10 protein-coding genes are annotated in these 13,007 nt (G+C 74.2%); 2 read left to right on the top strand and 8 right to left on the bottom strand.

Going from position 1 to position 13,007, the window contains the following annotated elements; translation table 11 throughout:
• Positions 1-2 precede the first annotated feature (2 nt).
• Both ACWDD9_RS14425 and proC read right to left on the bottom strand, forming a co-directional pair.
• Positions 3-1,178: an MFS transporter gene (locus ACWDD9_RS14425; protein WP_449811810.1), complete on the bottom strand. Its 1,176-nt coding sequence runs from the start codon at positions 1,176-1,178 to the stop codon at positions 3-5.
• Positions 1,179-1,353: 175 nt separating this feature from the next.
• Positions 1,354-2,181: a pyrroline-5-carboxylate reductase gene (gene proC / locus ACWDD9_RS14420; RefSeq protein WP_049652199.1), complete on the bottom strand. Its 828-nt coding sequence runs from the start codon at positions 2,179-2,181 to the stop codon at positions 1,354-1,356.
• Between the two features lie 216 nt (positions 2,182-2,397).
• On the opposite strand from proC, the gene ACWDD9_RS14415 reads away from it, so the two are divergent.
• Both ACWDD9_RS14415 and ACWDD9_RS14410 read left to right on the top strand, forming a co-directional pair.
• Positions 2,398-2,847 carry a hypothetical protein gene (locus ACWDD9_RS14415; RefSeq protein WP_147409126.1) on the top strand — a complete coding sequence of 150 codons (450 nt, stop codon included), beginning with the start codon at positions 2,398-2,400 and terminating at the stop codon, positions 2,845-2,847.
• Between the two features lie 124 nt (positions 2,848-2,971).
• The gene (locus tag ACWDD9_RS14410) at positions 2,972-4,201 is read left to right on the top strand and encodes an SCO2583/SCO2584 N-terminal domain-containing protein (RefSeq protein ID WP_449811762.1); all 1,230 of its coding nucleotides are present in this window, start codon (positions 2,972-2,974) and stop codon (positions 4,199-4,201) included.
• 6 nt (positions 4,202-4,207) lie between these two features.
• Here the strand turns inward: ACWDD9_RS14410 and ACWDD9_RS14405 are convergent, their stop codons facing one another.
• The 6 genes from ACWDD9_RS14405 to ACWDD9_RS14380 form a co-directional block, all read right to left on the bottom strand.
• The gene (locus ACWDD9_RS14405) at positions 4,208-4,738 is read right to left on the bottom strand and encodes a hypothetical protein (RefSeq protein WP_107418827.1); all 531 of its coding nucleotides are present in this window, start codon (positions 4,736-4,738) and stop codon (positions 4,208-4,210) included.
• A gap of 172 nt (positions 4,739-4,910) precedes the next feature.
• Complete coding sequence (ilvD, locus tag ACWDD9_RS14400; protein WP_049652202.1) at positions 4,911-6,755, bottom strand: dihydroxy-acid dehydratase; 1,845 nt, start codon at positions 6,753-6,755, stop codon at positions 4,911-4,913.
• 172 nt (positions 6,756-6,927) lie between these two features.
• A complete protein-coding gene (locus tag ACWDD9_RS14395; RefSeq protein ID WP_074004028.1) occupies positions 6,928-7,698 on the bottom strand; it encodes a class I SAM-dependent methyltransferase in 771 nt (256 codons plus the stop codon).
• 46 nt (positions 7,699-7,744) lie between these two features.
• On the bottom strand, positions 7,745-8,572 hold the full coding sequence (locus ACWDD9_RS14390) for a sugar phosphate isomerase/epimerase family protein (RefSeq protein ID WP_079272395.1): 828 nt from the start codon (positions 8,570-8,572) through the stop codon (positions 7,745-7,747).
• A 573-nt stretch (positions 8,573-9,145) separates the two neighbouring features.
• Entirely contained in the window at positions 9,146-10,108 is a 963-nt protein-coding gene (locus ACWDD9_RS14385; RefSeq protein ID WP_049652204.1) for a Ppx/GppA phosphatase family protein, read from the bottom strand.
• Between the two features lie 142 nt (positions 10,109-10,250).
• Positions 10,251-11,561: an SUKH-4 family immunity protein gene (locus ACWDD9_RS14380; RefSeq protein ID WP_449811761.1), complete on the bottom strand. Its 1,311-nt coding sequence runs from the start codon at positions 11,559-11,561 to the stop codon at positions 10,251-10,253.
• Between the last annotated feature and the right edge of the window lie 1,446 nt (positions 11,562-13,007).

The raw sequence follows: 13,007 nt of genomic DNA, 5'->3' as shown, positions 1-13,007 counted from the left end.
CGTCACCCGGCGGCGGGGGCCACCGCCTGCGCCTGCGCCGGCGCCGGGGCGAAGCGGTCGGCCAGCGGCAGGACGGCGAGCACCAGCAGCATCGGGGCGAGCAGCGCCCAGCGGTACGAGCTCGCGTCCGCGATCGCCCCGACCAGCGGCGAACCGACCAGGAAGCCCACGTAGTTGAAGAGGTTGAGCCGGGCCACCGCGGCGTCCGAGTCGGCCGGGAAGAGCCGGCCGCCGGCCGCGAACACCTGCGGGATGATCGCGCAGATGCCGAAGCCCAGCACGGTGAAGCCGGCGATGCCCGCCCAGGCGGCGGGCGCGACCGCGGCGAGGCCGAAACCGAGCGCCGCCAGCGCGGCACCGACGCGGACCACCGGGACGGCGCCGAAGCGCTGCACCGCGCGGTCGCCCAGGGCCCGGCCGAGCAGCATCGCGACCATGTAGCCCAGGTAGGAGAGCTTGGCGAGGTCCTCCCGGCTGCCCAGCCCGTCGGTGAGGTACTTGACGCTGTAGTTGGAGACCGAGGAGTCCGCGATGTACGCGAAGGCCATCGCCAGGCAGAGCGGCAGCAGCGGACGCCAGGGGACGGACCGGGCGGCGGCCTCGGCGGCCTCCCGGACGGCGTCGCCGAGTTCGGCCGGACCGGCGAAGAAGGCGCCGGCCAGCAGGGCGAGCGGGGCGATCACGGCGGCGGCCGTGCCGAACAGCAGCGGCAGCCCGAGGTCGTAGTGCGAGCCGAGGCCCGCGAGGGCCGCGCCGAGGATGCCGCCGAGGCTGAACGCGGCATGGAAACCGATCATGATCGAGCGGCCGTAGCGGTGCTGGAGCCCCACCCCGAGCATGTTCATACTGGCGTCCAGCGCACCCACCAGCAGTCCGAACGCGCCCAGCGCCAGGGCGAGTTGCCACAGTGCCCCGCCCAGTCCGGCGGCCGCCAGGCTCAGGCAGACGGCGGGCTGGACCACCCGCAGCACGACCCGCGCGCCGGTGCGCTTCACCAGCTGCTCGGAGGCGATCGACCCGGCCCCGGCCAGCACCGGCACCGCGGCCAGGAAGACCGGCAGCAGCCCGTCGCTCAGCCCGTACCGGTGCTGGATCTCCGGGATGCAGGTGACCAGCAGGGCGAAGGTGACGCCCTGGAGCAGGAAGGCGGCGGCGAGCGCGGCCCGCCCGGTGCGCAGACCGGGCGCCACCGGGGACGGCGACGCGGCGGGCGGAACGGGCGGGACCACGGGCGGGGCGGCACTCAAGCGGACCTCCAGGCGGACTCCACACGAACCGCGCTACCGGCCGGTAGGACGATGTTGGCGAGAGCGTAGGGGGTGCGCCGCGATTACGGGAGGGGTCGCGCAGCGGTCATTTCCCGCCCGAGGCCAGCTCCCGGGAGCGGTCCCGGGCCGCCTCCAGGGCGCCGAGCAGGGCGGCCCGCACCCCGTGGTTCTCCAGCTCGCGGATCGCCGCGATGGTCGTGCCGGCCGGGGAGGTGACCGCCTCGCGCAGCTTCACCGGGTGCTCGCCGGAGTCCCGCAGCATCACCGAGGCGCCGATCGCGGACTGCACGATCAGGTCGTGCGCCACCTGCCGGGGCAACCCGAGCAGGATGCCGGCGTCGGTCATCGCCTCCACCAGGAAGTAGAAGTAGGCCGGCCCGGAGCCGGACAGCGCGGTGGCCGCGTCCTGCTGGGACTCGGGCAGCCGCAGCGCCTTGCCGACCGAGCTGAAGATCTCCTCGGCCCGCGCCAGGTGCTCCTCGCCCGCGTGCGAGCCCGCCGAGATGACGCTCATCCCCTCGTCCACCAGGACCGGGGTGTTGGGCATCACCCGGACCACCGGGGTGCCCGCCGCGAGCCGCTCCTCGAACCAGGCGGTGGGAACGCCGGCCGCGGCCGAGATCACCAGCCGGTCCGCGCCGACGTGCGGGGCCAGCTCCTCCAGCAGGGCGCCCATGTCCTGCGGCTTGACCGCGAGGATCAGGGTGTCGGCGAGCTTGGCGGCCTCGGCGTTGGAGACGGCCACCACGCCGTAGCGGTCGGCGAGTTCGGCCGCCCGCTCGGGACGGCGGGCGGTCACCAGGACGTCGGCCGGGTCCTTGCCGGCCCGCAGCAGACCGGAGAGCAGGGCCTCGCCGATCTTGCCGGTGCCCAGGAAGGCGATCTTCTGTCCGTGTGCTCCGCTGCTGCCCATGGTCCGCTCCCGCTCCTTGCCTCGGTACTGCCGCCATCCTCGCACCGCCCGGCGGCCCGCGCGGGGACCGTCCGCTCCGTGGTCGCGGCCCGCGCGGGGACCATCGGCTCCGTGGTCGCCGCCCGCGCGGCCGCCTGGCGGAGGACAGGCCCCTAGGGAGAAATCTCGGGGGTTTCCCCTATGGCCTCCCGGCTCCCGCGGGCGCACCGTGGAGCCATGGCACACGACGAAATGTCCCGACGTGAGAACCGGCAACTCGCCGTCGCCTCGGCGACCGTGGGCCCGTGGCGGACCGCCGCGGGGGTCGGTGCGGTGGTGGGGGCGACGGCCCTGGGGATCGATGCGATCACCGGGGACTGGTCGCTGAGCATGCTGGCCTCACCGGCCGGCTGGGGCCTGTTCTTCTTCTTCCTGGTCGGCACCGTCGGCGGCCGGCTGCGGCGCGACACCACCGACCGGAGGCTGCGCCGCTGGGCGAACGAGCACCCCTGGCAGTCGGCGCTCCCGGCCGCCGGCGGGCTGCTGGTCCTGAACACGCTGGCCCAGCTGTTCCTCGGCGACGAAGGCCTGTTCGGCGCCTTCTTCATCTCGCTGCTGCCGGCCGGCCTGCTCCTGGCGATCGCCGGGGTGGTCGGCTCGGTCAAGCAGGCCCGCGGCAAGGACTGAGCGGGCGCCCGCACCGGCGCGCTTCCGGACGAACGGCACCGGTCCCGCGGACGACGCACAGGTGTTCACCACACGATGTGCCCCCGATCGACGGATCGTCAGACCCCGTCGGCATACTGGCGCGATGCCGATCGCCGAAGAACCGGAACCGCGCCCCGCCGGGGGCGACGAGCCGAACGGGTCCGACCCGTCCGGGGCGGGCCGGAAGGACCCGTTCGCCGACCTCGTCCTGGACGAGGAGTTCGTCCGCAGCGCCACCGTCAAGGAGCAGAGCGGGCGCACCCGCATGCTGTCCGCCCGCTGGAAGCACACCCCGCCGGTCGATCCGGGCGGCCGCCGCTCGGTCAACGACGGCCCCGCGGCGCGCGGGCGCCGCTTCCGCCGCAAGCCCGTCCGCCCGGCGCGGGCGGTCGACGCGTGGGGCGACCCGCGTCCGCGCCGCCGCCTGGAGTGGCGCACGCCGCTCTACGTCCTGCTGACCGTCGCCGTGCTGCTCGTGGCACTGAACATCGACGGGCTGAAGTTCTGGTACTCCACCCACTTCGGCTACGCCTCCGACCACCCGGTCTCCGCGAGCCCGGCGGCGGAGCGCGACGGACGGCAGCCGACCCCCGACCACCCGTGGGCCGGCTCCCCCGCCGAGGACTGGGCCGCCGGCACGGACGGGATCGAGCTGCCGAAGACCCCCCGGGCCACCGGCGCGTTCGGTGCCGACGAGGTGGCCGCCCGGCTGCAGTCGGTGCGGGCCTACCTGGCGGCGGCCCACCTGGACCCGAAGGTGGTGTCCGGCGGCCGCCCGGACGCCGCGCTGGCGATGCTCGACGGCCGCACCCGGGAGGCCGCGGCCGCGTCGCTGGACCACCCCTCGGCGACCAGTGACCCCACCGCCTGGTTCACCCGCTTCGACCCGCGGGAGGCCGTCCCGGTCACCGACGTGGTCAAGGTGCGGGGCCGGATCGACGTCACGGCCGACGGGGAGAACGGCGTCCTGATGCGGGCCGACGTCAGCTACGTGTACGCGCTGCGCCCCGGCCCGAAGACGGCCGACCAGGCGGCCTCGGCGAACGGCTCCGCGGACCTCGCGGAGACGGTCCGGACCATCGTCCGGCAGGTGGACACCTTCCACTTCTACGACCCGGCCAAGTACCAGGTCGATCCGGGGAAGCTCGCGATCGACGAGACCGTGGAGAGCTTCGGCAACAGCACCTGCGGCCGCTACGACGGCTTCCTGCACCCGGAGTTCGACCGGTCCACCCGGCCCGGCCCGGTACCGACCGGGCCGACCGCGGACCCGTACGACCGGGACCGGGTGCCGCCGGGCACCGGGAACTGCGGCTCCGCCAGCCGGACCTGACCGACGTCAGCGCTTGCGCTTGGCCCGGCCCGGCGCCTTGGTGTCGGGCCGGCGGCCGCGGCCCGCCTGGCGCTTCTCGTACTGGGCGACGGCCCGCTCGTGGGCGGCCCGCCGGACCGCCTCGCCGGGAGCCTCGACCAGGCTGCGGACGAAGTAGGCGGCCAGGCTGCCGGCCCCGCCGATCAGCCAGACCGCGCCGAGCGACTTGTCCTCGGCCATCCAGCCGGTCAGCTGGTCCCGGCCCTCGGTGAGCACCTTCCAGGTGCGCCGTACGGCCATCATCGAGCAGACCGCGATGGCGGCGGTCAGCAGCCCGTTGAGGAAGGTGCCGTCCTCGGAGAGCGCGATGCCCTCGATGCCGAAGCGCAGCACCAGCACGGCGGCGGCGGTCGCGGCCAGGGCACCGACCGAGACACCGACCCGGCGCGGCCAGTAGCCGTTGTCCCGGTTGAGCCAGGACGTGCCGAAGAAGCGGATCGGCTCCGGCTCGGGGGCGCCGGCGGGAGTGGGGGCGGGGGTGGGGGGCTGCTCGCTCACGCCGTCGATTATCACCCGACCGCCGCACACGGCGGAGGAGCCGTCCCGGCCGGTGGGACGGCTCCTCCTCGTTCGGTGCGGGCCCGGCGTTCCGGTTCCGTACGGCCCGGTGTTCCGGTTCGGTGCGGGCCCGGCGTTCCGTTTCCGTACGGGCCCGGTGTTCGCCTCGGGCTCAGCCGAGCTTGGACACGTCGCGGACGGCGCCCTTGTCGGCGGAGGTGGCCATCGCGGCGTAGGCCCGCAGGGCCTGGCTGACCTGGCGCTCGCGGTTCTTCGGCCGGTAGCCGCCCGTGGCCTCCAGGACGCGGCGGCGCTCGGCCAGCACCTCGTCCGGGACCTCCAGGGAGATCCGGCGGCCGGGGATGTCGATGGCGATGGTGTCGCCGTCCTCGACCAGCGCGATGGTGCCGCCGGAGGCCGCCTCCGGGGAGGCGTGGCCGATGGACAGGCCCGAGGTGCCGCCGGAGAAGCGGCCGTCGGTGACCAGCGCGCAGGCCTTGCCCAGGCCCCGGCCCTTCAGGAAGGAGGTCGGGTAGAGCATCTCCTGCATGCCCGGGCCGCCCCTGGGGCCCTCGTAGCGGATGACGACGACGTCGCCCTCCTTGACCCGCTTGGCGAGGATCGCCTCGACCGCGTCCTCCTGGGACTCGACCACGACGGCCGGGCCGCTGAAGGTCCAGATCGACTCGTCCACGCCGGCGGTCTTCACGATGCAGCCGTCCTCGGCGAGGTTGCCGTACAGCACGGCCAGGCCGCCCTCGACCGAGTAGGCGTGCTCGGCGCTGCGGATGCAGCCCTTGGCCGAGTCGGTGTCCAGCGACTCCCAGCGCTCGGACTGCGAGAAGGCCTCGGCGGAGCGGACGCAGCCGGGGGCGGCGTGCCACAGCTCGACGGCCTCGGCGGACGGCGAACCGCCGCGCACGTCCCAGGTCTTGAGCCACTCGGCGAGCGAGTCGGCGTGCACGGTGTGGACGTCCTCGTTGAGCAGCCCGGCCCGGTACAGCTCGCCGAGGATGGCCGGGATGCCGCCGGCCCGGTGCACGTCCTCCATGTAGTACGAGCCGTTCGGCGCGACCTTGGACAGGCAGGGCACCTTGCGGGAGATCGCGTCGATGGCCCGCATGTCGAAGTCCAGCTCGGCCTCCTGGGCGGCGGCGAGCAGGTGCAGGATGGTGTTGGTCGAGCCGCCCATGGCGATGTCCAGGGCCATGGCGTTCTCGAAGGCGGCGCGGGTGGCGATCGCCCGGGGCAGCACCGAGGCGTCGTCACCGCCGTAGTAGCGGTTCGCGATCTCGACGACGTTCTGCCCGGCCCGCTCGTACAGGGCCCGGCGGGCGGTGTGGGTGGCGAGCACCGAGCCGTTGCCCGGCAGCGAGAGGCCGATCGCCTCGGTCAGGCAGTTCATCGAGTTGGCGGTGAACATGCCGGAGCACGAGCCGCAGGTGGGACAGGCGTTCTCCTCGATGATCGCGATGTCCTCGTCGGAGACGTTCTCGTTGACCGCCTGGGAGATCGCGTCGACCAGGTCGAGCTTGCGCACGGTGCCGTCGACCAGGGTGGCCTTGCCGGCCTCCATCGGGCCGCCGGAGACGAAGACGGTCGGGATGTTGAGGCGCAGCGCGGCCATCAGCATGCCCGGGGTGATCTTGTCGCAGTTGGAGATGCAGATCAGGGCGTCGGCGCAGTGCGCGTTGACCATGTACTCGACCGAGTCGGCGATCAGGTCGCGCGAGGGCAGCGAGTAGAGCATGCCGCCGTGGCCCATCGCGATGCCGTCGTCCACGGCGATGGTGTTGAACTCGCGCGGGATGCCGCCCGCCTGCTTGATCGCCTCGGAGACGATCCGGCCGACCGGCTGGAGGTGGGTGTGCCCGGGGACGAACTCGGTGAAGGAGTTGGCCACCGCGATGATCGGCTTGCCGAAGTCCTCGCGGGCTACGCCGGCCGCCCGGAGAAGCGCCCGGGCGCCTGCCATGTTGCGACCGTGGGTGACCGTACGGGACCTCAGCTCGGGCACTGTGCTCCACTCCTTCGGGGCTCTCGCGGGCACCCCGCTGCTGGGAGGGTTCGGGGGCCGCTGTGGGTACCGAGCCTACGCCCGCCGTCCGGCCGGCGGACGGTCCGTCCGCGATGCGGGCAGGCGGAGGCACTGGCGGACGGCGGTGCGGGCAGGCGGCGGGGTCCGGGCGTCAGCCGGGCTTGACGGCCACAGTGAGGTCCAGACTGAACGGCTCGACCACGACGCCGTCCGGGAACGCGGCGACCATGGCCTCCCGTTCGGCGGCCAGCACCGGCGCGCGCTCCTCGGGGCTGAGCGAGGCCAGGTAGGAGCGGGAGGTGAGGTCGGTGAGCACGTGCTCGACGGTGACCCGCCGCTCCCAGCGCAGTGCCGTCCGTTCGACCACGAGGCCGGCCGGGGCGAAGTGCCCGACGTGGCCGCTGATCCCGCCGTAGCCGTGGAAGCGGCCGGGGAGGGCGGCGGCCATCCGCTCGCTCCTGGCCCGGATCCACGGCACGGTCTCGTCGTACACGTTCCACCAGGCGGCGACGGCGCCCCCGGGCCGCAGCACCCGGACCGCCTCGGGGACGGACTTCTCGGGGTACGTCCAGTGGAAGGCCTGGGCGTAGGCGACCAGGTCGACGGACCCGTCGTGGAAGGGCAGGTCGTCACCGGTGCCCCGGACCAGCGGCAGGCCCGGCGAGGAGGCCAGGAACCGGGCGGCCATGCCGGGGCTGGGCTCGACGGCGACGACCTCCGCGCCGCGCGCGGCCAGCAGCCGGGTGGCGATGCCCGTCCCGGCGCCGACGTCCAGGACCCGGGCACCGGCGAGGCCGCGGCCCCAGAGCCGCTCCAGCGCGTCGAACAGCTCGTCGGGATAGCCGGGGCGGCCCTGCTCGTACTCGGCGGCGACCCCGCCGAAGCTCGCGGCGGCCTCGCGGTAGTTCCGACTCTCCGTCATGCGTCCCCCTTCGTACGGCAGTTGACGCCCGGGCGGACCGGACGGCTCAGCGTACGCGCGAGGGGGTGGCCAGGTGCAAGCGGGTAAAAGCGAGGGCCTCGGCCAGGTCGGCCTCGCGTTCGGCGGGGGAGGCCGAGCGGCGGGTGTTGACCTCCAGCACCACGTGGCCGTCGAAGCCGGTCCGGGCGAGGTGCTCCAGCAGCTCGGCGCAGGGCTGCTTGCCGCGGCCGGGGATCAGGTGCTCGTCCTTGCCGGAGCCGCTGCCGTCGGCCAGGTGGACGTGGGCGAGCCGGTCGCCCATCCGCTCGACCATGGCGAAGGTGTCGATCCGGGAGGTGGCCGCGTGCGAGAGGTCGATGGTGAAGTGCCGGTACTCCTCGTCGGTGACGTCCCAGCCGGGGGCGTACGCGAGCATCTCGCGGTCGCGGTAGCGCCACGGGTACATGTTCTCGACGGCGAAGCGGACGTCGGTCTCGCCCGCCATCCGGTGAATCCCCTCGACGAACTCCCGGGCGTACTGGCGCTGCCAGCGGAACGGCGGGTGGACGACCACGGCGCTCGCGCCGAGCTTCTCGGCCGCCGCCCGGGCCCGGACCAGCTTGGTCCACGGGTCGGTGCTCCACACCCGCTGGGTGATCAGCAGGCAGGGCGCGTGCACGGCCAGGATGGGCAGCCGGTGGGCGTCGGAGAGCCGGCGCAGGGCGTCGATGTCCTGGCTGACCGGGTCGTTCCAGACCATCACCTCGACCCCGTCGTAGCCGAGCTTGGCGGCCAGCTCGAAGGCGACGGCGGTGCTCGCCGGGTACACCGAGGCGGTGGACAGCGCCACCTTGGTGTCCGGGATGTGCAGGGCCGGGTGCCGGGGCAGCACCAGCCGGTCGGTGGTGCGCAGCAGCGGCGGGCGGGCGGCGTCCCGCTTGGCGGCCTTGACCGAGCGGACGGACTGGACGGCGGCCTTGGCGGCGCCGGCGGCCCGGGCGGTGCGGGTCTCCTTCGGGGCGGCCTTGGCGGCGGGCTGCTTCGTCTCCGGGGCGGGCTGCTTCGCGGTGGGCGTCTTCGCCGTCTTCGCCGTTCGCGCCGTCTTCGCCGCGCTGGTCTTCGCCGCGGCGGTCTTCGCGGTGCGCTGGGCGGCCTTGACCGCCTTCGAGGCCTGCTTGGCGGCCTGGGCGGCGGTGGCGCCCGTGACCGCCTTGCCGAGCCTGCGGCGCGGGCCGTCCGGCCGCGACTGCCCGCTCCCGGGAGTGCGGTCCTCCTGCGTTCCGTCCTCGCCCGCTGGTTGCACCACGGGAGACAGCGTATGCGGAGCACGCGGCGAACGGGGCGGGATGACCGGCGCAGTGACCATCGGCACGTTGCCCCGGGGCGGTCGGTCGGCGGTCGGTCGGGACGGGTCCGGACGACTGTCCGGGCGGCCGCCCGCGTGCGCGCCCCGGGGTCCGCGCCCGGCTTACGGGGTGAGCGCCGGGCGGCGGCGGTCGGCCGGGCTGTCCATGGTGTCCAGGCGGCGCAGGATGATGCCCTCGCGCAGCGCCCACGGGCAGACGTCCAGCTCCTCCAGCCCGAACAGGTCCATCGCGGCGTCGGCGACCAGCGCGCCGGCCAGCAGCTGCTTGGCCCGGCCCTCGGAGACGCCCGGGATCCGGGCGCGCTCGGCGACGGTCATCGCCGACAGCCGGGGCAGCCAGGCGGCCAGCCCGCTGCGGGTGAGCCGGCGGTCGGTGTACGGACCGGCGTCGGCGGGGGCGGCGCCGGTCATCCGGGCCAGCTGCTTGAAGGTCTTGGAGGTGGCGACCGCGTGCCGGGCCGGGCCGAGCCGGGTGATCTCGCCGACCACGGTGGCGAGCTCGGCCCGGATGTGGCGTCTCAGCTCGCGCAGCCCCTCCGGATCGGCGACGTCCCCCGGCAGCCAGCGGGCGGTCAGCCGGCCGGCGCCCAGCGGCAGCGAGCAGGCGACGTCCGGCTGCTCGTCCAGGCCGCAGGCGATCTCCAGCGAACCGCCGCCGATGTCCAGGTTGAGCAGCCGGCCCGAGGACCAGCCGAACCAGCGGCGGACGGCCAGGAAGGTGAGCCGGGCCTCGTCCTGCCCGGAGAGCACGCGCAGCTCGACGCCGGTCTCGGCGGCCACCCGACGCAGCACCTCCTCCCCGTTGGCGGCCTCGCGCACGGCGGAGGTCGCGAACGGGAGGATGTCGACGACGCCCTTGTCCTCGGCGACCCGCAGCGAGGACGCGACGTGGCCGACCAGCCGCTCGACCCCGGCCTCGCTTATCGCACCGTCCTCGTCCAGCAGCTCCGCCAGACGCAGCTCGGCCTTGTGCGAGTACGCGGGCAGCGGAGCAGCGCCCGGATGGGCGTCCACCACGAGGAAGTGGACCGTGTTGGAACCTACGTCGAGCACACCGAGTCGCATAACTCTCCACGCTACGCGATCCGGGCCCTGGTGAGAGGGGGTGCGGCGGTATTCGCGCCGGTCCGGAACCGGTCCGCGGGCCGGTGGGTGGGCCGGTGGGCGGGCCGGTGGGCGGGCCGGTCTTCCGGCGGCCCGCCGTCCGTCAGAGGAGGCCGTCCCACAGCTGCTCGACGATGACGGCCCACCAGTTCTCCGGGTCGGTGAAGACCGTGCCGTCCACGGCCGCCAGCGCGTGCTGCAGGGCGTCCACCGCCCCGCCCGCGGCCACCGGGTCGAGCCCGCGCAGAGCCGGCCACCAGCCGGCGAACACCTCCAGGCAGCGGACGAAGGCGCGCAGGTCCGCGTTGCAGTGGCGGGCGGTCGCGTAGTCCGGGTCCACCGCCCGGACGGCGCCGTCCACCGGGTCGAGGGCCAGCAGCGCCCAGCCGTCCGTCCCCAGCACCAGCTGCCCGGCGAGCGCCAGGCGCTCCCGCTCGGCCACCCGGGTGCCGCGGCCGAGTCCGGCCAGGTGCGCGGCGAGCGGGGGCAGGACGGTGCCCTGGCGGGTGCCGTCGGCGATCGCCTCCGCGCCCGGGTGGTGCAGCGCGAAGAACCCCGGCACGGCCACCGGGACGCCCACCGCCAGCAGCAGCGCGGCCGCGTCCCCGGGCAGTTCGGCGCGGGCGACGTCGGCCGGCTCGAAGCGCTGGACACCCGCCGGGCCGAACCGCTCCGCGAGCCGGGCGGCGAGCACGGCGTCGGGCTCGCCGGATGTGCCGGGACCGCCGGACGCGTCGCGCACCGCGCGGGGAAAGGGCACCCGGTTGCGGGCCGGACCGTCCGGCGGCGCGGGCAGCGCCCGTACGGCGGCCGCCCGGTGGTCGAAGCGCGGGCCGTACGGAAGCTCGAAGTCGACCCGGACGTCCGGCAGTTCGGCGGCCAGCGCGTACGACCAGTAGCCGCCGGGCAGGGCGCTCGGCCGCAGGTCGGTCCGGACGGCCAGCACGTCCTCGGCGGCGACGCCCTGCTCGCGCAGCCACCACCAGCCGCGCAGTGCCGGGTGCGGCAGGCCCGCCGCGGACCGCAGGGCCAGCGACCGCTCCTCGCCGGTGCCGTCCCGGTAGGTCAGCTCGGCCCTGGCGCCCCGGCCGGTCGCCGGCGGGAGCGTCGGGTCGTAGCCGCCCGCGCCGACGAAGTCCCGGTACAGCCCCACCACTTCGTCCACCGGCACCGAGGGCCACACCGTGAACCGCCCGCTCTCCCGGTCCACCACGGCGCAGGCCGCCCCCACCTCCTCGGGCGCCCGCCGCTCCCCCGTCCGCGGGTCGACCACCACCCGGGCGGGCTCCGCCCACACCACCCAGCCGAGCTCGAACTCATGGGTGCACACCCGCCGCACCACTCCGGCCCCCTGCGGCAGATCCCCGTTGATCCACCGCTGCCCCGCCTCCACCGCCTGCGCCCGCGAAATCATCCGGCCCTCCCCGACCCCGACCCTGCCCGACCCGCGACCCTACGCCCCCGCCCCTGCCGCCCGCCCCGCACAGGAAGTCGGCCCGGCCGACTTCCTGCGCCTCCCCCTGCGATGAATGCGACGACCGGCCTGCACACCCTTGCTGACCCACACCCCTGCACGAAAAGTCGACCCCGCCGACTTCTGGCGTAGCTCCCTCTGCCGCCGACCCCACCCCTCTGCGCACGAGAAGTCGATCAGCCCGACCTTCCATGCACCCCTGGGGGACGCCCCACACCTCCCCCGCGCACGAAAAGTCGCCCCCGCCGACTTCCTATGCAGAACCCGGATAAATGCGACGGCCGGCCTACCTGGCCCCAGGTACACCCAGGGCCGGCCAGCCCGAAAGCGCACAGGAAGTCGGCCCAGCCGACTTCTCACGCGAGCTCCTCCAACGCGGGCGAAGACCAGGCCACATAGCCTGCCGCCGCCCCCGCCCCTCCGCGCACGAGAAGTCGATCAGCCCGACCTTCCATGCACCCCTGGGAGAAATATGCAGACCGGTCTACAGATCCTGCCGACCCGCACCCCACCCTGCGCACGAAAAGTCGGCCCCGCCGACTTCCTGTGCAGGACCTGGGAAAATATGACGGCCGGTCTACATAGTTCTGGGCACAGCCAGGCCCACCCGCTCGTAAACGCGCAAGAAGTCGGCCCAGCCGACTTCTCATGCGAGCCAGTCCAATGCACGCGCGAGGGATATGACGGTCGGACTACATAGATCGCCGCCGGCCTCGCCCCTCTGCGCACGAGAAGTCGACTCCGCCGACTTCCTATGCAGCACCTGGTGAACCTCGACCTGGCTGGCCCGATCGCGCACAGGAAGTCGGCCGGGCCGACTTCTCGCGCGGGCCACCCCCGGTTCCCGTGTGGCGAATATGGCGACCGGTCTACAGATTTCTCCGCAGAAGGGGTGTCGTGTGCAACTGCGCAGGAAGTCGGGCGGGCCGACTTCCTACGCGCGGTACGGGGTCCGGGTCAGTGACGCAGGTCAGGCGGCAAGGGGGCAAGGGGGGTGCGGGGCAGGCCGTGCGGGGGTGCGGCTCAGGAGGCGAGGTGGCAGGGGGCACTGCGTCCGGCTGCGCAGGAAGTCGTCAGGTGACTCTGCTGGCGAAGTCGGTTGGGTTGGGCGTGGGACAGTAAGTGTCTGCTGGTCGGGGCGGATTGGCTGTCTGTGGGGGTGGGTCGTGTTGCGTCCTGGTGGTGTGTCGGGGATTCCGGCGGAGACGGTGGCGCTGGCTCGCCGGGTCCATCCGCGGGGGACGGACGAGATGCGGGTTCGGGACGCGCTGGGTCCGTTGTTCAGTGACGTGGACTTCACCACGGGTGAGTTCGAGGAGATGTACGCGGACCTGGGACGGCCCGGGATCTCGCCGGCCCTGCTGGCGATGGTCACGGTCCTGCAGT

Source organism: Kitasatospora sp. NPDC001119, from assembly GCF_053598475.1.
Note: the sequence above shows the minus strand (reverse complement) of the source record. Positions and strands in the feature narration are given on the sequence as shown.

Bases quoted from the DNA above. Each gene is read 5' to 3' on its own strand.
- proC (WP_049652199.1), bottom strand. From the start codon at position 2,181: ATGGGCAGCAGCGGAGCACACGGACAGAAGATCGCCTTCCTGGGCACC.
- ACWDD9_RS14415 (WP_147409126.1), top strand. From the start codon at position 2,398: ATGGCACACGACGAAATGTCCCGACGTGAGAACCGGCAACTCGCCGTC.
- ACWDD9_RS14410 (WP_449811762.1), top strand. From the start codon at position 2,972: ATGCCGATCGCCGAAGAACCGGAACCGCGCCCCGCCGGGGGCGACGAG.
- ACWDD9_RS14395 (WP_074004028.1), bottom strand. From the start codon at position 7,698: ATGACGGAGAGTCGGAACTACCGCGAGGCCGCCGCGAGCTTCGGCGGG.
- ACWDD9_RS14385 (WP_049652204.1), bottom strand. From the start codon at position 10,108: ATGCGACTCGGTGTGCTCGACGTAGGTTCCAACACGGTCCACTTCCTC.
- ACWDD9_RS14380 (WP_449811761.1), bottom strand. From the start codon at position 11,561: ATGATTTCGCGGGCGCAGGCGGTGGAGGCGGGGCAGCGGTGGATCAAC.